A 19,981-nucleotide genomic window follows, 5' to 3' on the forward strand; every position below is an offset into this window, starting at 1 on the left:
TAGAGATAGATTTGAAAGGCGATAGATGTTTTGTAAAAAAGTTCATAGAAAAACATGAACAAATAGATAGTCATCTTGCCGGCCATGTATCGAGCCGGCCTCTTTGCTTGAATTTGATAAGTAAACATATCCCATTACAATTTAAAACATCATAAATATATCATGGAAGAAAGAATTATAGAATGGCAGCAATACGGAACTACTGTCATACATCCGCTCGGTATTCTTTTTGCTGTTATAATGTGGGGTCTGGTTCTATTTTTAAAAAGGGAGTACAAGGTTTTTCCCTATCTCATGATTGGATGTTTTATGACGTCCATGCAGCGCATTGTAGTTATGGGTATAAATTTTCCCTACATGAGAATAGCGATTCTCATTGGCATGCTTATAGTTCTGTTAAGTAGACAGTATCAGCTCAAGCTCAATACAATAGACAAGGCAATCATCGCTTTTATCATATTGAAAGTTATTCTATGCGGGGTCCTTATGGGATCCTCGGGAGTAATAGAAAAATTAGGACAAGGTTGCGATACTGTCTTGGCTTACTTTTTTTTGCGGTATATTTTTAGTGAGATCGAAGATTATACTTATATAATGAAATTTTTTGCTATTGCGAGTATTGTCATCGCTATCTTCATGATAAATGAAAAACTTTCAGGCAGAAATCTTTTTTCTTTTTTGGGCGGCGTACCTGAATTTACTATGGAGAGAGAGGGCAGATTACGCGCCCAGGCCGCAATTGATCATCCAATTTTAGCCGGGACGTTTGGCGCATTGCTGATCCCATTCATGTGGGTATTATGGAATCAAAAAAATAAATTTCATGCTTTGGCGGGTGCTATATCGGGTATTATTATTACGTTCACATCTGCATCAAGCGGCCCCATAATGACTTTAATGTCATCTTTTATTGGTTTGTTGTTGTGGAGATTCAGGGAAAAAAGAAAATACTTTATTTGGGCAATAATCATTCCAGTGGTGGTACTGCAATTGGTTATGAATAATCCCGTCTGGTTTATTTTTATGTATATAGATTTTGCAGGAGGATCCACCGGGTATTTCCGGTCCATGCTGATTGATGAATCCATAAGACATTTACCGGAATGGCTTTTATATGGAACACGGTCATCGGGTCAGTGGGCATGGGGTTTGCAGGATACTACCAACCAGTATCTTAGGGAGGGTTTTGACGGAGGATTAATAACGTTGATCTTATTCGTAACAATTATTATAATGGGTTTTAAATATGTCGGGAAATCGTTGGATATATTCAAGGATGATAGCATAAAACAAAAAACTGCTTGGGCACTGGGCACAATATTGTTTGCACATTGTGTTACATTTATTGGCGTAAGTTATTTTGGTCATATGGAATTCTTTTATTTTATGCATTTAGCAATGATCTCTTCGCTACTCGCTTTTAAAGAGGAGGAAGGGGGAGCAGCGGATCCGGAGAGGGCCTTGATGCCCGGATAGCCATATAAAAAAACTGTTTCATTGTCCATTCAATGGATTATTGCAGATTCCATGATAATAACCGCGGGCTTATAATGGGTGAAGTTGTGGTATCTTTCATGACGATAAAACGCAGTGGATCTGTAAAATATTTATTGTTCGAAAACCGATGTCCACTGCCGAGCGGGCGCCATGTGGCATTAGGTTGAAACATCCGGGCTATGGTTAAGAGGCTTTTTATATTTTAGATATGGATAAAAATCACCAATGAAGCACATCATTTTAACAGGCGCATCTTTGAGCAGCGAGAACAAGGGCATCAACGCGTTAACACTGGGCGCAATAGCATCATTGATTGAAAATAACCCCGGTATCGGTATCGAGATATTCAATCAGGATTCAGACGAGGACTCTGAAAAGAGCCATGACCTGCTGATAAACGGGAAAAAATACTCCATTACCGAACACTATGTCTGGAGCTCGAAATTCATTCTGAGCGGACTGCTGCACCTGGTTTTTTTCTTCCTGCCCGGCAAATTAAAAGAATACCTTTTCGTGGATAAATTGAAAATATTCTATGCCTTGCCGGTGCTGTTGAATAAAAAGTGGCGGAAGAAGAAAATCTATCGCAATGACCGGCGCCTCAAGGAGCTTGTCAACGCTGATTATGTGATCAATCTCGCGGAGGGGGACAGTTTCAGCGATATATACGGGCTCCATGTCTTCCTCAGGCATTCTCTCGACAAGTACCTGGCTATTTCGCATAAGCGGAAGCTTATCATTTTCCCCCAGACAATAGGTCCTTTTACATCAGTTCCCGGGAAAATGCTGGCGAAAAATGTTCTCAGGAGAGCCGATCTGGTCTATATCCGGGAGGACCAGTCTTTCAACCATGTCACTGATTTATGCGGCAGTCTGCCTCATTTTAGACCAGCCAATGACATGGCATTCCTCATGAGTCCGGAAAAAGTTGACAACCCAGAATTCGATGCCTTCATTAAAAGCGGAACCATCGTAGGAATCAATGTCAGTGGTTTTTTACATGATGTTTCCATTGGAAAAGACATGATCCTGGGAAGCGACGTCGATTATCCCAGGGTGACCGAACGAATTATACAGACGTTATTATCGTTTGACAGGAAAGTTAAAATTGTCTTTATCCCACACGTGGGAATAGAAGATCATCCACTCTCGGTGAAAATCGCGGAAAGACTTTCCCATATCATTCCCGCCGAGAGAATCTATGTCGTGGATTCCGGCTATTCGGCGCCGCAGCTCAAGTACCTGATTAGCAAGCTCGATTTTTTTACGGGTGCGCGGATGCATTCCTGCATCGCGGCGCTTTCTACGGGGGTGCCTACCGTTCCGCAGGCATACAGCTATAAATTTAAAGGGATAACCGGGAAAATTGGGCTGGATCAGTATGTTATCGATTTAAAAAAAGACACGGAAGAAGAAATGGTTGATAAGCTCAAAAATGCCTATAAAAACAGTGCTGCGATAACAAGGCACCTGCACAAAGTAATACCTGCTATTATCAGTGAAGTCCGGGAATGCGGAAAATTACCATAATTTTAATTGTTCGCAATCCTTATTGAGTCCTGGCAATACGGAATCCCACATGGAATGCCGGATCATTACATGAGTTGCTGCTTGCATCAACGCCTATTTCGAGATATTGATCGGCTGGTCGGTCCCAACATGATCCTGCGTCAAAGGCTCCATTTCCCGAATAATTTTCCAGCCATTTCCACACATTACCGGTCATGTCGTACAAGCCAAGGGCATTGGCTGTTTTTGATTTTATTACCGAGAGAGCAGACGTCCCATAAACGGCCACGGCCGATGTTGCCGTCGTATTTGAGTAATCCGCCGTTGCGCCGCTTGCCGAATTTCCCTTCGTGAAGTATGGATTGGAATATCCGGTCACGGTGTTTGTGTAATCATCTCCTCTATATCTTGCGCAGTACCAGTATTCAATTCTGGTGGGGAGCCTGAAGCCGGTCTTTGCGAGATCGGTCAAGGTCTCGTCGGCCAGCCATGTGTTGTCGATACCCGAGTAAACGCAATTTGCCGTGTTCCCTTCTTCCATTTCAGTCAGCCAGTTGCAGAGCATTACTGCTCCATACCATGTAATGCAAGTTACCGGCTTATTGGCAAATTCTGAATTACGAACTGAAAAAGTTCCGCCACTAAAAGCTATCTGAATATTATAATCTTCCGTGATGTTTGCTGTGGCGGTAAGTTTGAATAAAGACTGTCCGCCATAGTTGATCGATGATGATGATAAATAGTTATAATCGCCTGAATTTAGAGAAAACTTGTCATTATTATAAGCCCACTGCAATACCTGGACGGCCATGGCATTGGTAAAATCCGTCTCCTGTATGAACATTTTTCTTGTCAACGTCTGTTTCGATGCATCTGATGAGCCATGAGGAAATGTAACACTTGATTGATTATTAGCATAGATCATATTTACAATCTGCGTCCCTATTGTTATTGATACCTTCTGGCCCGGTGTCTGGGCGGACTGAAAAGAGTCGGTGCCGGGTGTGCCGGGCGTTGTCTTATTATTATAGGTGTTTATTGATATCAAAAATTCGGGTTGCTCTAATTTTTCGATACCGGACATGCCTTTTATACAGGTAGTAAACGGCGTCAATGCTGCGAGCATTATAATTACGGCTGGTTTTATACTAATTTTCATAAATTTCATTGAATATTATTGGATATAATATCCTTCGGTTGATTAGAATTGAAATGATTGCTGATTGATTTTTTATTTTTATGGAAAACAATAAACTACAAATATAGTTTATTGTTAAAAACGGGAAAAAAAGTCAATCAAAATATATGGGTTGGCCTTATATTGGAAGGCCACCGTTACTGGCGCGTTAATATAAAAATAGATGGACATATCCCATGAGATTGATTGTTATAAATAATAAATTTCAACAAGCTGGCTCCGAATCAAAATTTTTTGCCGGGGGCAAAGGGCGAAGCGCTTTAAGGGCCCACGGCGGGCGCCGCACAGCCTGCGCCGCACAGCCTGCGCTGGGCAAGGTCGAAGTGAATTTATCGAGCGGGCTCCCTGCGGGCGCGAAACGAAGTGTCGCGACAAGTCTGATTCCTATCACTTAACTGGAAGTATTATCATGAATAAATCAATAATTATACCCATTATACTTTGTTTCGGTTTTCTTATGGGGTGGGCTCCATTGAAGCAAAGGACCGGTGAAACCCCGCAGGTATCCGAAATGGCACAGCCCAGGGATAAAGCAATGGCCGGTGGAGACCAGTCGGATCTTTCAGACAGAACTTTTACACTGGCCGTCTGGCTGCAGGAAGCCCTGGACACGGTAAAAGGAAAAACCCTGGCCCAGAATTACAAGGAAATCGGGATTAACACCTATGCGGGACTCTGGATGTGGCCCAGGGAAGACTGGGCCTGGAAGGGATTTTCGGTTCAAACGGCCCGGGCGCTGAAGGATGCCGGCATAAAAGCCTATGCCGGGGATGATAAAAACGCCGTAGACTGGATAAACGGCCACCCCGAATTTCAAAATACGATAATCGGTTATCTCCTCGGCGACGAGCCTGATATGAACAGGAACAGCGGAATCAAGTCCGTGGCGGATGAAAATCTGCCGGCCGCCTGGAAAGCAAAAGGAGACGCCCTGCGCGCCCTGGATAAGAAGCGGCCCATTTACGCAAATTTCGGCAAACCCTTCGCAAAGGATGTCTGGTATAAAACGGAACACGGCGCCGCCGGATCGACGCAAGAGAAAGATTTTGCGCTTTATGTGGCGCCGACAACCGTCATTTCAAGCGACTTCTACGGGATAACCGATCCTTATGAGCCGCCGGAAAACCACGGCATATGGACCTATGGAAGGGCTGTTCGGAACACAAGAAAATACTCTGGCGGGCGTCCCGTATGGGGCTTTGTTGAAACCTCCGGACCATCGAGAGACGCCTCAAGCTCAAACTGGATGTATCAGAAAATACCACCTTCATTGATAATGCCGATCGTATGGAACATGATCATTAATGGGGCCCAGGGGATAGTTTACTTCTGCCATGATTTTTCACCCGGCCCTTCCAATAAAGGAAAATACGCCGCCCTCCTTGAGCCGGGCATGCCTGAAGCGATCAAGTCCGCCAACGAATCGGTGATGAGATACGGAGCGGTGCTCAAGGCGCCAACCGTTTCAGGAACCGTTGCGCAATCCGATGGCCCTGTCAGTGTCATTGCATTGACAAAGAGATTCAAGGGTCTGACTTATATTTTTGCAATGGGTGACGGAAATTCGAAATACCGGGAGGGTCTTGAAGTTAACGCAAAAATTATCGTAAAAGGCGAATCCGGAGTAAAAAAAGTGACCGTGCTGAATGATTCGCGGACAATCACCATGACCAATGGCGCATTTACCGATCATTTTAAGCCATATGAGCATCACGTATATAGAATTAATAAATAATCAAAGGTTGAAGAAGAGAATTCGTCGTTTTGGATAATCTATTACTTTTCTATTAATACAAAAACAGGATAGGGCCCGATTTTTAAAGAGATAGATGCAGATATTGCTCTTTGAGGTCCGGTGGTGTAACCCAGCATATTATAAACAGTATAGGTGTCGCCGGCGGAGCATGGCACGGTGACAAAAAGCGGTTTTTCCACGTTCCAGGCCATTATGACCGATGTCGGAGTGGATGCGTTCGAATCAGGATCTATTGTGTAAGCATAATAGCCGTTGACGCCGTCGCTGATGGCATTGTTGATTTTGGGCCTTGGCATGAGATGTATCATCGTGGCGGTAGCTGTAGTCTGGGCCCACCATTTCGAAACATGCCAGTAACCGTCATCACCCATTGCTATATCAAAAAAACCTCCGTTGTAATTATCTGCGTCGATAATATGAAAGGCGTTATAGCTTTCCAGCCCTGACCGCAGGGCGACAGCATATGCTCTTATGACATAGGCTGCCTGCATGAATTCCGGGATCGGATATCGCGCGGCCAGGGCGGAAAATCTCCCCTGATCGCGGTGCCACCCCATGCAGATCTCGATCGGCTTGCCGGAGTTTCCGAAATCATCCATTATAGTGCGCACGCTCTTGAAGTAATTCGCCCAGGAAAACGTGTACCAGGCGAGGACGTATTCAGTGTCAGGCGGCCCGTCGAAGCTATAAGGATGCAGGGAGACGATATCGTAAAAATTCGAAGGATCATAGGTCCCGCCGCCGACAGGAGTGATGGATGCGCCGGGCTCCAGGTGGTCATTGTGGTCCCTTAATTCCTTCACATGCTGATGGACCATCCGGACCATATCCGGCTCTCTCACTGGAGATATGCCCTGCATTTTTATGCCCGCGGCTTCCCATGTCGCATTGGCGTGCAGGTGATGGTATGTGGCGCTCAACAGCTTTGCCAGTACAAGGGCCTGGTGGTCAAAGTCGCTTAGAACAGGATCGTTCCAGCTTTCGGGCTGGCGGTATAAATAGGACGGCTCGTCCCAGACTTCCACGATCAGTATCGGCTTGTTGGGCGCGGCTGGGTGTTCGGTGAAATAGGTGCCCCCGGGCCCGTACCTTCCGAGTACCGTATCAATATAATCCAGATAGCTCTGGATAAATTCTTCGTCAGTATTGAAACGCGGGGTCCCGGTGGTGGGATTGATCTCGTCCCTCGCATATCCCAGCAGGGAATAAAAAAAATCAGCGTTATTGTCGCCGGCATATTGGATCATGTTCGCCATCGCGGTCTCATCCAGCGTTTCATGATAACCGCTTGAAACGAAAAATTTATTCCATCCGACTTTTTTAATGTTTTCAATATAGGATGGGTGTATCCAGTCGGAATGCCAGACGGATAAGCCGTATTTTATTGAGTTGGTTCCGGCCAGTGGGGGGAAACTCTGCTGAATGGAAGGATCCAGATGACCGATGGCTTTTGCGCCTTCAGTGGGTTGATAAAATGGATCACTCAGGATCAGGCCGATATCGACAAGCATCTTCGACAGGCTTCTATTGCGTTTTTCAAGTTTTTTGAAATTTACATCGTGACAGCCGCAAAGCCAAATCTGGGATGCAGTTAGTATACAAGCGCAAAATGTATTGAATATTCTGGTTTTCATGGAATTGTTCTTGATAAATATAGTAAATTGCAATCTCTTTATAATAGACCATAGTAATTACACGGGTTATATATAAACCAGCCGCATACCCCCAAAGACTTCCGCTAATACAAAAATCGCCGGACAGGGCCTAAGAATATTGAGAAAATTTCTGGATATGTAAAGAGAATGTCCCTTTGTGGGATATTTGCTATTAATTGGCAAGGATATTTTTATGGATGGAAATGGAATTTTTTATTACGGTTTTTATTCATCCTGAGATTACCGCGATAGGGGAAATGGATTTCCTCGGTATTCCCTGTCATGATCGACAGAATGTATAAGAGCAGCGGGTACTGCCATCTGCTGGTATTCAAGATCATCATGATGAGTATCATTCATGTTATCATGTAGTGCATGTGGTCCATTGGGACGGCCTGGCTGACCGCGTGTTTTTATCGATTCTAATACCATTCATGGTTGACATTATCATCTGAGTTGCGCCTATTGTACACTCCAAAGCCTTGTAGTCATATAATTAAATCACGCGGAGTATATGAAAGAGTTCAGTAAAAAGGGAGTGCTGCTGTCAAGCCTGTGGGCGTATTCCCAAAAATGGCTCGTCAAGATCGTCAGTTCGGCGAGCTTTTTCATACTGGCCAAGATTCTCGATCCCCACGATTTCGGATTGGCGGCTCTCTGCCAGCTGTTCATCGCCTTCTCGGATATATTCGTCAGCCAGGGCCTCGGGTACGCGATAATTCAGCGAAAAGAAATATCGGATGATATTGTAAACATAGCTTTCTGGATTAACGCTTTTTTCGGCTTCATATTGATGGTCGTGCTCATGCTCTGCTCGAATCTTATCGCGGGTTTTTTTAACGAGCCGGGCTTGAGGCTGTTGATAGTCTTCATGAGCTCTTCATTGTTTATTTCAGGCATCTCCCGTATCCACGTGGCGCTTTTGACAAAAAACATGAATTTTAAAAGCCTCGCCATCCGGGATTCGGTGAGTATTCTCATTTCATCAATAGTCGGTATTGTTTGCGCTCTGAACGGTTTCGGAGTGTGGAGTCTTGCGATTCAAAATGTATTGAATTCCATCATATCGGTAATAATATTGTGGAACTCGATAGTATGGCGACCAAGCTTGAAAATCAATTTCAGACAGTTTGACGAATTCATGAAATTATATATATACGGTTTAAAGGTTCTTCTTGACAGCTTTTTGCTTTTCTTCTCGAGCAGGCTGGACGAGCTGGTCATCGGCAAATTATTCGACGCCGCCTCTCTGGGCTATTATTCGCTGGCAAAAAAAATCGTTCAAATCATATTCGAGCTTGGAATTTCAAGCGCCGGTACGATTATTCTCCCCCTTCTGAGCCATCTGCAGAGCGATATCGAGAAATTCAAAAAGATAATATCATCGGTATTTTACCTGATACTGCCCGTATCAACGTTTATATGCCTGTATATCGCCATGAATTCAAAATCCATAATTCACATATTCGACGCCAAGTGGGCGTCATCGTATCCTATATTGTCGATTTATTCCATAACCCTGATTTTCGGCATTATCCCGTTGCTCCTGCATTCGGCTTTTTTCGCGTTTAATAGACCGGGCTTTCCCGTTATAAGTAAAGTGATCAGATTATCCGTAACGCCGGTCCTGTTTTTTGTATTTATGAAAATTGGCGCAAAGGGCATTGCCGTTTCCATCGTTGTTAGGGAATTTGTCTGCGCGATTCTGGATATTTATTTGTTGAAAAGGATTATTCCCGATTTTGACTTGCTGGTTTTCATTAAACCTATTTTAAAATCAAGCCTCTTTGTCATATTTGTTGTTTTAATTCATTACTTTATAATTGGAGATTATATCTACAACCTCGCCGAATTTGCCGCATATTCGATGGTTTTTGGCGTATTATCTTTGCTCTATCTCGTATACTTGCTTGATTACAAAAAAATATATCAATGGTTGAGAAGCAGGGGAGAGCTTGCTTGATTATTGGAGAATCGCTGTTCGAAAATCCATTATTGCGGAAGTAGCTTTCATGGGGAATGCCCTGCCGATAACTAACGCCGTAGCGGCATAATCGGCAAAAACAGTGAACCGTTATGGGTATTTGCAGATATCCATGGTATTAATGCAGGATCAACTGTCGAAGCTTGCAGGCAATGATTTCCAGGCCGGCCCCATTGAGATGTTCGCCATCGAGCGTATAATCAACGCTTAATTCCCCCGCCGGGGAAAGGAGTTCCTTCAGGTCGATATAATGCACCTGACCGGAAGCGATTTTTTTCATGTAATTATTTAGATTATTGATATCCTCCGCTTCCGGCATATGAATGCCGGCGTGGCCGGGAATGATGTGGCGCCGGTAGAGGGCGCGGTTTACCGGCGCGAGAGACAGCAGCCATATATCGGTACTCGGGGATTCTTTCCGGATTCTATTCACTATCTCGGCATACTCCGACATTACGGTTTTGAGGGGGGCATCATTTTCCAGGTTGTTGAGGCCGATTAAAAGAACAATGTTGCGCGGTTTCCCTTTTGTGATCACATGCAGTCTTTTAAGGATATCTCTCGTATCATCGCCATTGACGGCCCTATTCTTGGCATGGTCCCCGAGCCATTCATGCCACTCGCCGTAATCAAGGATGGAATCTCCGAGAAAAACCGTATCCCTGCGTTCTATCGGGGGCAATTTTTCAAATATATTATTTTTATTCTCGGCATAACCTATTTGAGATCGGGCATGAAATAAACCGGCCGCTTTATCCATGACCCAGGTGTAGCCGCCTTTACGTTCAATGACGGCCAGGGCGATTCCCAGAAAAAAAATATTAAGTAATAGTGATGATATAATAATGGGCCGTTTCAATGCAGTGCTCCGATTTTTGATCGTTCATTTCATGCCAACGAATATTTTCCCGATCGGCAGTTTTCTTTCAATGAATCTGGCAATCAATACGGGAATAAGCGCCCCGCACGAAAGCATGAGGATGAAACAAATATATTCATTGATGATATTAATCTGGTAGAGTATTCGGAAAAAAATCTGCACGAACCATGACAGAAGATATATCTGGTATGAATAACCATCGATATATCCAAGAAATTTCCAGCCGTGATTGTCCATGAAGCATGCCAGTGAAACAGAGAAGCATATACCAATGAACGCCGCAAAAAGCATCGGTATTTTTTCGGTGAGTTGCGGCAGAAATAAATTTACAAGTATAAGCGCCGTCAATGTTATGAGGACAAGATGAATTTTTCCGCTCCGGTTGAGGCTTGCTTTGCATTGGGCAGCGGTAAGACAGCCGAGAAAAAAATAGAAGAAATAATCCATTGTTATCTGTAATCCGAAGACATTTGTGTATACAGGGTTGAAAATATTTAACAGCACCAAAGCGCCAATGACGGCCAGCGTGGCGACCAAACGGGTTTGATTTATCATTGTCCTTAGAAACGGCGCCGCGATAAAGATAGAGAAAAGAACCGGCAGAAACCACATTGCTTTAATGGGATTTTCCGTGGGATAGATAATGCCGCGAATATATGTCACGAAGCTGAAATCGATGGGCCGGTTGGCGTACTTCGACAGAATCACCTTCGGAAAGAACGCCAGGGTGGAAAGCATAATGTACGGGATGAGCAGGCGTATGGCTTTATCCTTGATAAAAGAGACGTATCGTATGCTCCTGTCCCTGTTGCTGTGGATGAAAAGGTATCCCGATATGAACATGAACAATGGCATATGGAAACTGTAAATAAAAGAGTGAAGCCAGATGATATCCGGAGGATAGGTGTCGATACTGCCTCGTGGAATACTGTGCCCCAAAACAACCAGCAGTATGCCGAACGTCTGCAGGTTGAGTATGGACCGCAATTTGTCTGGGTTTACGGAGTTTGCCATTTTGTATATGAAGTAATGGGTTTATCGGCCTTGAATGAATATATGTATCCCTATTTTTTCCGGTCGAAAAGTCAATACTTTTCTGTCATGGAATTTGTGCCCCATTGATGGGTTGATAAAAAAACGATGCTCGGTCGGGCTATTGGAAAAAAACCGAACCGGCATCGCCGATGAAGAAAGCCGCTGTTTGATGAATCCAATAGAATCTAGTTGTCTATCTTGTATATATGCAGTTCATACGGTTCAAAATGATCATTGATTTTACCGTCGTTCATTGATATGACCCGGTTATCATTGAGCACCGATACGTTTTTAATGCCCGCTTCTCCTGCAATGGTTATCTGCGCATTTACCGCCAGGCCATTCCTGTAGCTTGGGTTGCCGTCCCCCATGGCAAAAATAAATGTATCTCCCTCGTATCGCTTGGTCAGGGTGATAACATTCACCGGGCCGTCGGTAGATACTGTTGTGCCCGATATATCCGGTGATGTGAGGACTGCCTCGTAATTGCGAATGGATTCATTGGCCGCTTTGATTGCCGCTGGCATTCCCGGTTCAAGGAGAGCCGCGTAGGAACCTAATGAGTTAGGTGAAAAATCGTGGCAAAAATAAAGAATTCCCTTGGCGCCATTTATAACCATGTTCCAGGCTATTGGCATAATATACGAAGGAGGCATTCGCTGGAACATCCAATTTGTGTTTGATGCATTAGTCCAGGGAGCTGACGCTTCGACAAAACCCCATACAGGGCGCATCCTGCCATAGTTCGCATATTTCCTTGTATTTCTCACCGCTCTTCCGTAAGTCCATATCCCGTGGTTTTCCGGGTTCTCCCATGGGTCGGTTATACCATAAAAATCGCTTGAAATGACGGATGTGGGGGTGACATAAAGCTCAAAATCGCTCTCCTGTGAGCCAGTTTGACCGTAATCGGTCGTATACCAGGCGTCTTTTGCGAATGGTTTCCCGAAGTTGGCATAGACCTCCCGCGTATTATCGAGGGCCAGTAAAGAATCACCCAAAGCCTTCCATGCGAGGGGAGTATTCGCATCGGCCTGGGACTGAATGCCGCTGTTTCTATTCATGTCCGGCTCGTCTCCGAGTACATAACCCTTGAAGATGTCCCAGAATTCAGGATGGGCCTTGATCCAGTTTACCGCTGCCGCATCATTCCCGGCATATACGTTCATGCCGGAGTCTTTGAGCGCCTGCATGGATTCAATGGCATAACCGGGATACATGTCTTTTTCGCTCGGCCAATTCCACAGATCAATAAACGTATTGATGCCTATATCCTTGTAGTTTTGTGCGATAGTTTTGCCATTCAGCATATTCTCCGGGCCTTGCAGCCATACGCCGAAAACAAACGCTTTGTCAGACGTTGCGGCTGGATATGAAACTGGGTTTTGGACGGCAGTCTTGTTCTTTGCTAACAATAAAAACAGAAGATTTTTTTTAGAAAAATGGGAGTTTAACGATAAAAAGTCGATTTCATTGCAGCTGTAATTAAAAAAAATCAACAGCTGAAACACAAGAAAAACCAATACATGTTTCTTTTTCATGACAATCTCTCCATATCCTTTTTTAGGATTTTGTATATTTTTAAAATAAAGAATTACGTAAGCTTTTTTTGAATTCCTTATTTTTTGCGCAACCATCTATTATACTCAATTTGCGGATAACCGGCAAATTTATTTGCTGATTTTTTTGAAAAAAATTTCTTTTTGATTTATTGAATTCCGTCGGCAGTAGTGTTTTTGAAGCACTGTTAAAGAAGAAGATCGTTTGTAAAACAGTTACAGAAATTGCTGAAGCAACAGTTCCGGGCTTTATTTTTCCGCGTTCCCCGGAGGTAAAAAAGTATTGACTTGAGCCTGTTTTATTATTTTTCTCTCAAAATATACACAGATCCATTTCCCAATGAATAGCGGTAAAATCATCAAAGCATCAAGAAAAAGGATACCATGGAAAGATTGGACATATTCGGCATCGGTATAATCGATACGACTCTGCAAAACGCAAAGGATGCAATGGAGTCCATAATTGACTCCCGGCCAGATAAAACGTATTCTATAGTATTTGTCAATACCTCAACGATGAATCTCGCCATAGAGGATAGAAAGTACGCGGATGTGCTTAATTCGGCGGATTACGTTTTTGGCGATGGAACGGGAGTGCGCTGGGCAGTGAGGATATTATACAAGAGAAAGCTGCTGGACAATGTAAACGGAACAGACCTGATCCCGAAATTTTTACGTGAAACAACCGGCAAAAATTACCGCTACTTCCTTCTGGGCGCCGAGCCGGAAGCGATAGAGAAGGCCGCTGAAAACGCTCCGGCTTTGTTCCCGGATTGCGCGTTGGCGGGATATCACCATGGTTTCTGGAAAAAAGAAGAGAACGATGAAATCATCAGGATAATAAACGAGTCGGGAGCCCATCTGCTGCTTGTGGGGATGGGGAATCCCATACAGGAAAACTGGATTGCCGGGAATATCGGGAAACTCAAAGTGCCGCTTGTCGCCGCCGTTGGGGGCCTTTTCACCTACTGGTCAGGTGATCTTGACCGCGCTCCTCTCTGGATAAGAAAAATCGGTATGGAGTGGCTCCATATTTTGTTCCGGCAGCCCCACAAATGGCAGAGATATCTGGTCGGAAATACCAAATTTCTTGCCCGGATATTTCTTCAGGCCGCCCGGGGGAAGTCATGATTGATCGAATTTCCACTATCCGCTGGCATGTGAAAAAAAGCTCGAGAAAGATAATTGCCTACGGCACATCCCCGTTCATGCGCCTGTGCCGTTCAATTCCGGGCGTCAAACCATCGGTGCGTGTGCTGACATATCACCGGTTTGGCGATCGCGCCTATGACCCGTTTTGCGTTTCGATTCCCGTCTTTTCCATGCAAATGAAATGGCTGGCTGAAACGGGGCGCGCCGTTACGCTCGAGCAGGTGGAGGCCCACGCGTCCGGCAATGCGGCCGTTCCCGACGGCTCTGTCCTGGTAACGATAGACGACGGGTTCAGAAGCGTATATACCGACGCGCTGCCTGTTCTTCAAAAATACCGCATCCCGGCTGTCGTGTTTGTTGCGTCGGGGGCAATCGGGAAAACAGAACAGGGATCGGAATATAGCGACCAGTATCTGCTCCCGGAAGATATCAGGAAGATTTCCAGGGACGGCATTGCCATCGGGTCCCATTCGGTCAGCCATGGTTCGATGGCCCGGTTGTCTCCGCCTGATATGGAGAGAGAGGCAAGGGACTCAAGACGAATTCTGGAGAAGCTTGCCGGCAAGCCGGTGACTTCTTTCGCATATCCTTACGGCACAAGGGCCGATTATAACGATGATACGGCGCGCATATTGCGGAATTGCGGATATACTTCAGTGTATACTTCGCAGCATGGACCGGTTCATGCGGGGATGGACCCCTGGGAATTGCCGCGTGTAAAGGTCGAGGGAGGGGAATCCCTGTCCATGTTCAAATGCATCTGCGATGGCGGCATGGACGCGTGGAGGCTGGTGGACAGACTCCTGTCCGGCTTCCAGAATGTAAACCGCAAATGAGCGCAAATCAGCGCTTGTTTTGATTTCATAACTGTCAGGAAAAGGCATGGATAAACAGATCTCTGTCGTAATACCGTCCTATAATTCCCAGAAAACAATATCGTACACCCTTGATTCATTGTTGAAGCAGAAAGGCGATTACATCAAAGAAATCATTGTCGCCGATTCTTCCGACAATCCGGGGATGAAGGATATAATCGCTAAATATTCTCCGGGAGTAAAATTTATCAATACCGGGACGAGGGTCATGCCGGCGTTGGGCCGGAACCTGGGCGCCGGCCAAGCCACGGGAAAGATACTAGCTTTCCTGGATTCGGACGCGATCGCGGTAGAGGATTGGTCTGAAAAGATTGCCCTGGCATATGGGAAAGGATATAAGGCCGGAGGAGGGGGTGTCGAGCTTCCCGGGTTTCAACGGAATAATTCAATAGCTGCGGCGCAGTATTATCTCCAGCTTAATGAATTCATTCCGGCGGGCAGGGAGCGTGTGAAATCCATCCTTCCCGGGGTCAATATTTTCTGCGAGCGCGAACTGTTCAACAGGGTGGGGGGGTTCCCGGAAGTCAGGGCGTCCGAGGACACGCTATTCGGCCTGGCCGTATCCAGGCACACCCGGTACTGGTTTGTGCCGGGTATTACCGTGGCCCATATATTCAGGGAGGATCTGAAGGGGTTCCTCAATAACCAGGAATTGCTCGGAAAATATATCATCCTGTATAGACGGAAATATTATTCAAGCCCGATTTACAGGGGAATTATACCCGTGCTGCTGTTCCCGGCCATTATCACGTTCAAGACACTCCGGATGATTGTGCGAATAGCCCTTTCCCGGCGTGGGGAGATATTAAGGTTCTTCAAGGTGTCGCCGCTGTTCATGAAGGGCATGGTGTACTGGAGCAGGGGTTTTTTGAAGGGGTGTTTCGAAAAGACCTGAGCATATCAGCCTATTAATACTTCTTGCGGCAGGGCGTGGCTCAGAAAGCCTGTTGGAGAGGCGGATAATCCGTAAGCGCCGGCATTGAAGAGCACCAGCAAATCCCCCTCTTCTAGTTTCGGCATTTTAACATTGCGCCCGATGCAATCCAGCGGGGTACAGAGGGGGCCGCAAATTTCGTAGCTGATTTCTTCTGGCATGGAAATCTTATTGGCGCAGGCAAAGGGAAAGTTTCTTTTAATGATCTGCCCCAGGTTGCCGCTTGCAGCCAGGTTGTGGTTCATTCCCCCGTCGCAGATGGCGAAATGTTTGCCGCGGCTCTGCTTAACGGCCACAATGGATGTTATATACATGCCAGATTCAGCCGTGAGAAATCTTCCCGGCTCGAGGATGATTTTCAGGTTCGAAAAAGCTTTTTCCCGGTCGATTAACTTCTGGCGCTCCCGCTTCAATGCCTGCCCCAGGTCGGCCAGGTCCAGCGGTTTCTCGTCTTCATAATAGGGGATGCCGAAACCACCGCCAAGATCGAGGGTCGATAAAAGCAGCCCGTGATTTATTAAAATACTCTCGCACAGTTCCAGCGCATGGGCATAAAGTTTTGCCAGTGAAACTGAATCAAGAATCTGTGTGCCTGCGTAAATATGAAGCCCGGACAATTTCAGGTTGGCGCACTTCATGATAGCCTGTACGGCTTCGTTCAGCATCTCTTCGTCAAAACCAAAGGCGATCGGCTTGCCTCCCATCTGGATGGCGCCGGTTTGAAATTGATTGGACGGATTGATCCGAATGGAAACCGGTTGGTTCCTGTTTAGTTGTTTTGCCGCCTCGTTGCAGCGCGTAATTTCAGAAAAAGATTCGAGATGGATTTCCGCTATGCCTTTTTCTATCGTGGTGCGGAGGTCAATTGTCCTTTTACCGGGACCGGCGTATATGATCTTGGCGGGATCGCAGCCTGCCGCGATTGATTTTTCGAATTCACCCGGTGATGCGATCTCCGTCCCGCAGCCATTATTTACAAAAAAGGCGATGACATCATTGTGCGGGTTTGCTTTAACCGAATAAAATATATCGCAGAAAGGAAGATTCGTCCTTATCGTATCTAGTTTCTGCTTCAATACTCCCGCATCATAGAGGTATAAAGGGGTCGAGCGTTTATTAGCTAGGTCGATAATTGATTCCCCGCCTGCAAACAGCGTGTTGTCCCTGACCTCGAAATAGGAGTCAATAATGCTTTGCCCGACTTTGTTCATTGCTGATTTCTCGCCTTTAAAGCCGGATAGTCAATTTTACCGGACGCGGTTTTAGGAAGTTGGTCGACGAATTCATACATTTTGGGGATCATGTAATAGGGCATATTTTTGGCGTTATATTCAATTAATAATTTTTGGGCCTCATCATTTTTGCCTGGTTCGAGCGGAACCAGGTATAACTTTATTAAATGTCCCGCGTTGGGATCGCTGATCCCGATTGCTGCGACTTCTTTGATGAACCCGCTGGAAAAAACGATCTCCTCGATTTCCGAGGGGCTCATCCTGAATCCCAGTGATTTGATCATGTTATCTTTTCTGCCGACGATATACAGGAACCCGTCATTGTCCCTGTAGGCGATGTCGCCGGAGAAAACGGCCATTTCACTGCTTATCTGCCCGGCCCCGCCTCTGGGGCAATTATACTGCTTGAACCTGATATTATTTTCCTCTTCCCTGTTCCAGTATCCGAGTGAAACGGTCGGTCCGCGGTGCACAAGTTCGCCGTGTTCCAGGGGATCGCACATTGAGCCGTCTTCCCGCACCACGAAGAGTTCATTATTTGGTATTGCCTTGCCGATGGAAGTCATGTGGCTGTCAAAGTCTTTGAACTCCAGGTAGGAGGAACGGAAGGCCTCCGTAAGGCCGTACATGAGTATTATTTCAGTATTGGGTATAAGTTCTCTCAGCTTTTGCAGGACATACGTGGGCACGGCTCCGCCGGAATTGGTGATATACCTCAAACGGGGAAGGGAGGTTTTCCCGATCGAAGAGCGTATCAGGAGCGCCCAAATTGGGGGGATCCCGGCGAGACCGGTAATGTCATATTTTGCCAGAGCGGCGACAATTTCATTCGGCAGTCTGAATGAAAAAAAGCAATATGTGCCGCCGGTCATGATCATGGTTACCAGTTGATTTAATCCATAATCAAAAGACAGGGGCAAAATTCCCAGCAGGACATCCTTCTCCGTTAAAGATAAATACTGGGATACGATACGGCCACCTACCACGAGGTTTTTATGGGAAATCATGACCCCTTTTGGCCTGCCTGACGAACCGGATGTATAGAGAATGGCTGCGCAGTCGTTCTCTATCACCGGTATGTTTCTGGGGAAAACGGTCGTTGCGTCGCCAATTGTATCGAGAATGAGTATATGCTTGAGATGAGGACAATCCGGGATGATATCTTTGAGTCCATCTTTCCTGTCTCTTGATGTCAGCAGCACTGTTACCTCGACGTCGGCCAGTATATGCTGGACCTGGGCGGGTTTCAGGAGAGCGTGTATCGGGATAAAAGTAGCTCCCGTGGCGCAAATTCCCAGTATGGAAACCGCCTGCCTGTGGTCGTGGTCAAAATAAAACGCGACCCTGTCTAACGGTTTAACGCCTATTTTAAGCAATTCATCATAAACAAATGACGCTTTATGGGCCAGCTCGTCGAATGAAAGTGACCCTGAATTGTCATGTATGGCTGTCTTGGCTGGATATTTGGATAAGGATGACAAAAAACAATGATGGAGAATGTAATCGTAGATCATAGAAACCCGTCATCAAGCCTTTATTTTGGAATTAATAAAACTAGTAATGGATTTTATCGAATTGAAATTACTTTCATCAACCTCTTCATCCTTGATGATAACGCCGAATTCTTCTTCAAGAAACTGAATAATGGTGAGGATGCCCAGCGAGTCTATAATCTTGTCTTTCAAAAGACTCGATTCTTCATTAATGTTATAGGCTTTGGCATTGGGGAAATTTTCCAAAATAAAATTTAAAATATTTTTTTGGATGGCCTTCGATTCCATTGTTAAAAATCCTTTTAGTTATTTGCCGAAGAGTAAATATTATGTGTATCAGGAATAAAAAAAATGCTGCTGCGAAAAGCCGCCCGCAGACCGCGCTCCAGGTTGTTTTTTTTAATAAACTGAAATGAGGCAAATCTTGTGTCAATCCATTTTTTAGGTTTTAACGAATCGGGCGAAGAGTCTTGCCGATGTTTTATATCGAATCAATCTATACAATTGTATCAGACCCGTCAAATGGCTTTTGAAACTCCTTAATATTTTTTGACAATTCGCGAATGGATTTATCCCACCAGGATGATTCCTTGATTTTCTTTATGGTGTCCGGGTCAAATCTGTAACGCAATATCCGGGCCGGAAAACCGGAAACTACTGCAAAATCCGGCACGTCCTGGGACACGACCGAGTTTGCGCCGATCACGGCGCCGTCGCCGATCCTGGAAACGGACGGCATTATTACGGCGTTGTGCCCGATCCAAACATCGTTCCCGATGGTAAGCTGTGTCCTCGCAAGTATGTCTTCTTTTACTAATCCGAACCAGGGATTGAAAAAGAACGCGTGAGTGGAGAGCAGGTTCATCGGATGATTTGCGTTAAAGACTTTTATTGAATTGGCAAAGGAGCAGTATCTTCCGATTTTTGTTGCGGGAGGCGTGTGTGTAAAATTAAATAAAACAAAGCACCCGCCTTCCGAATACATGCCAATATCCAGATGGAAGTAATTATTAAAAATTTTCCTCAATGTAATGGTGTATAATTCGCCCTTTTCCAGTTTCAATATGAGCGACATTAATATTTTCCTGATTCTTAATGATTTAATAATTCCAAATGCAGGATATAAAAGATATTTTGCCAGGAAATGCTCGCATCCTTCTTTTTCCGTTTTCATAGCTGCCCCATTTATTCAAATGTTGATGATAGATGATAAGACAATTAC

Annotated in this window: 16 protein-coding genes; 7 read left to right on the plus strand and 9 right to left on the minus strand. The window is 45.2% G+C overall.

Annotated features, from left to right (window positions below):
* Positions 1 to 162 precede the first annotated feature (162 nt).
* Both KA369_11525 and KA369_11530 read left to right on the plus strand, forming a co-directional pair.
* Complete coding sequence (locus tag KA369_11525) at positions 163 to 1,476, plus strand: hypothetical protein (protein ID MBP7736595.1); 1,314 nt, start codon at positions 163 to 165, stop codon at positions 1,474 to 1,476.
* Between the two features lie 246 nt (positions 1,477 to 1,722).
* Positions 1,723 to 3,027: a polysaccharide pyruvyl transferase family protein gene (locus KA369_11530; GenBank protein ID MBP7736596.1), complete on the plus strand. Its 1,305-nt coding sequence runs from the start codon at positions 1,723 to 1,725 to the stop codon at positions 3,025 to 3,027.
* A gap of 19 nt (positions 3,028 to 3,046) precedes the next feature.
* Here the strand turns inward: KA369_11530 and KA369_11535 are convergent, their stop codons facing one another.
* A complete protein-coding gene (locus KA369_11535; protein MBP7736597.1) occupies positions 3,047 to 4,165 on the minus strand; it encodes an SUMF1/EgtB/PvdO family nonheme iron enzyme in 1,119 nt (372 codons plus the stop codon).
* 550 nt (positions 4,166 to 4,715) lie between these two features.
* Here KA369_11535 and KA369_11540 point away from each other — a divergent pair.
* Positions 4,716 to 5,939: a hypothetical protein gene (locus KA369_11540; protein MBP7736598.1), complete on the plus strand. Its 1,224-nt coding sequence runs from the start codon at positions 4,716 to 4,718 to the stop codon at positions 5,937 to 5,939.
* A gap of 41 nt (positions 5,940 to 5,980) precedes the next feature.
* Here KA369_11540 and KA369_11545 read toward each other — a convergent pair whose 3' ends face one another.
* Positions 5,981 to 7,216 carry a hypothetical protein gene (locus KA369_11545; protein MBP7736599.1) on the minus strand — a complete coding sequence of 412 codons (1,236 nt, stop codon included), beginning with the start codon at positions 7,214 to 7,216 and terminating at the stop codon, positions 5,981 to 5,983.
* Positions 7,217 to 8,261: 1,045 nt separating this feature from the next.
* On the opposite strand from KA369_11545, the gene KA369_11550 reads away from it, so the two are divergent.
* Positions 8,262 to 9,578 (plus strand): oligosaccharide flippase family protein, encoded by a 1,317-nt coding sequence (locus KA369_11550; protein ID MBP7736600.1) that lies wholly within the window; start codon positions 8,262 to 8,264, stop codon positions 9,576 to 9,578.
* A gap of 139 nt (positions 9,579 to 9,717) precedes the next feature.
* Here the strand turns inward: KA369_11550 and KA369_11555 are convergent, their stop codons facing one another.
* The 3 genes from KA369_11555 to KA369_11565 all read right to left on the minus strand — a co-directional run bounded on the left by KA369_11555 (position 9,718) and on the right by KA369_11565 (position 13,055).
* On the minus strand, positions 9,718 to 10,458 hold the full coding sequence (locus KA369_11555) for a hypothetical protein (protein MBP7736601.1): 741 nt from the start codon (positions 10,456 to 10,458) through the stop codon (positions 9,718 to 9,720).
* 24 nt (positions 10,459 to 10,482) lie between these two features.
* The gene (locus KA369_11560) at positions 10,483 to 11,493 is read right to left on the minus strand and encodes an acyltransferase (GenBank protein ID MBP7736602.1); all 1,011 of its coding nucleotides are present in this window, start codon (positions 11,491 to 11,493) and stop codon (positions 10,483 to 10,485) included.
* 206 nt (positions 11,494 to 11,699) lie between these two features.
* On the minus strand, positions 11,700 to 13,055 hold the full coding sequence (locus tag KA369_11565; GenBank protein MBP7736603.1) for a hypothetical protein: 1,356 nt from the start codon (positions 13,053 to 13,055) through the stop codon (positions 11,700 to 11,702).
* A 402-nt stretch (positions 13,056 to 13,457) separates the two neighbouring features.
* Between KA369_11565 and KA369_11570 the strand changes: the two genes are divergently transcribed.
* The 3 genes from KA369_11570 to KA369_11580 are packed head-to-tail and all read left to right on the plus strand — an operon-like array spanning position 13,458 to position 15,995.
* Positions 13,458 to 14,204 carry a WecB/TagA/CpsF family glycosyltransferase gene (locus KA369_11570; GenBank protein ID MBP7736604.1) on the plus strand — a complete coding sequence of 249 codons (747 nt, stop codon included), beginning with the start codon at positions 13,458 to 13,460 and terminating at the stop codon, positions 14,202 to 14,204.
* Positions 14,201 to 15,061, plus strand: coding sequence for a polysaccharide deacetylase family protein (locus KA369_11575; GenBank protein MBP7736605.1), 861 nt, complete (start codon positions 14,201 to 14,203; stop codon positions 15,059 to 15,061). The genes KA369_11570 and KA369_11575 overlap by 4 nt, the downstream gene beginning before the upstream one ends.
* Positions 15,062 to 15,107: 46 nt before the next feature.
* Positions 15,108 to 15,995 carry a glycosyltransferase gene (locus KA369_11580; GenBank protein ID MBP7736606.1) on the plus strand — a complete coding sequence of 296 codons (888 nt, stop codon included), beginning with the start codon at positions 15,108 to 15,110 and terminating at the stop codon, positions 15,993 to 15,995.
* A gap of 5 nt (positions 15,996 to 16,000) precedes the next feature.
* On the opposite strand, the gene KA369_11585 is transcribed toward KA369_11580, so the two are convergent.
* From KA369_11585 to KA369_11600, 4 genes are all read right to left on the minus strand, one after another.
* Positions 16,001 to 17,245, minus strand: a complete 1,245-nt coding sequence (locus KA369_11585) for a type III PLP-dependent enzyme (GenBank protein ID MBP7736607.1) — start codon at positions 17,243 to 17,245, stop codon at positions 16,001 to 16,003.
* Positions 17,242 to 18,780 (minus strand): AMP-binding protein, encoded by a 1,539-nt coding sequence (locus KA369_11590; GenBank protein ID MBP7736608.1) that lies wholly within the window; start codon positions 18,778 to 18,780, stop codon positions 17,242 to 17,244. Before KA369_11590 ends, KA369_11585 begins: the two co-directional genes overlap by 4 nt.
* 12 nt (positions 18,781 to 18,792) lie before the next feature.
* Positions 18,793 to 19,047, minus strand: coding sequence for an acyl carrier protein (locus KA369_11595; protein MBP7736609.1), 255 nt, complete (start codon positions 19,045 to 19,047; stop codon positions 18,793 to 18,795).
* Between the two features lie 208 nt (positions 19,048 to 19,255).
* The gene (locus KA369_11600; GenBank protein ID MBP7736610.1) at positions 19,256 to 19,933 is read right to left on the minus strand and encodes a CatB-related O-acetyltransferase; all 678 of its coding nucleotides are present in this window, start codon (positions 19,931 to 19,933) and stop codon (positions 19,256 to 19,258) included.
* Between the last annotated feature and the right edge of the window lie 48 nt (positions 19,934 to 19,981).

This window comes from Spirochaetota bacterium (genome assembly GCA_017999915.1).
In the GTDB taxonomy this organism is placed as follows: Bacteria; Spirochaetota; UBA4802; order UBA4802; family UBA5550; genus RBG-16-49-21.

Excerpts from the sequence above, each read along its gene's own strand:
- KA369_11525 (MBP7736595.1), top strand. The coding sequence starts at position 163 with ATGGAAGAAAGAATTATAGAATGGCAGCAATACGGAACTACTGTCATA.
- KA369_11530 (MBP7736596.1), top strand. The coding sequence starts at position 1,723 with ATGAAGCACATCATTTTAACAGGCGCATCTTTGAGCAGCGAGAACAAG.
- KA369_11535 (MBP7736597.1), bottom strand. The coding sequence starts at position 4,165 with ATGAAAATTAGTATAAAACCAGCCGTAATTATAATGCTCGCAGCATTG.
- KA369_11540 (MBP7736598.1), top strand. The coding sequence starts at position 4,716 with ATGGCACAGCCCAGGGATAAAGCAATGGCCGGTGGAGACCAGTCGGAT.
- KA369_11545 (MBP7736599.1), bottom strand. The coding sequence starts at position 7,216 with ATGGCGAACATGATCCAATATGCCGGCGACAATAACGCTGATTTTTTT.
- KA369_11560 (MBP7736602.1), bottom strand. The coding sequence starts at position 11,493 with ATGGCAAACTCCGTAAACCCAGACAAATTGCGGTCCATACTCAACCTG.
- KA369_11565 (MBP7736603.1), bottom strand. The coding sequence starts at position 13,055 with ATGAAAAAGAAACATGTATTGGTTTTTCTTGTGTTTCAGCTGTTGATT.
- KA369_11570 (MBP7736604.1), top strand. The coding sequence starts at position 13,458 with ATGGAAAGATTGGACATATTCGGCATCGGTATAATCGATACGACTCTG.
- KA369_11575 (MBP7736605.1), top strand. The coding sequence starts at position 14,201 with ATGATTGATCGAATTTCCACTATCCGCTGGCATGTGAAAAAAAGCTCG.
- KA369_11580 (MBP7736606.1), top strand. The coding sequence starts at position 15,108 with ATGGATAAACAGATCTCTGTCGTAATACCGTCCTATAATTCCCAGAAA.
- KA369_11585 (MBP7736607.1), bottom strand. The coding sequence starts at position 17,245 with ATGAACAAAGTCGGGCAAAGCATTATTGACTCCTATTTCGAGGTCAGG.
- KA369_11590 (MBP7736608.1), bottom strand. The coding sequence starts at position 18,780 with ATGATCTACGATTACATTCTCCATCATTGTTTTTTGTCATCCTTATCC.
- KA369_11595 (MBP7736609.1), bottom strand. The coding sequence starts at position 19,047 with ATGGAATCGAAGGCCATCCAAAAAAATATTTTAAATTTTATTTTGGAA.
- KA369_11600 (MBP7736610.1), bottom strand. The coding sequence starts at position 19,933 with ATGAAAACGGAAAAAGAAGGATGCGAGCATTTCCTGGCAAAATATCTT.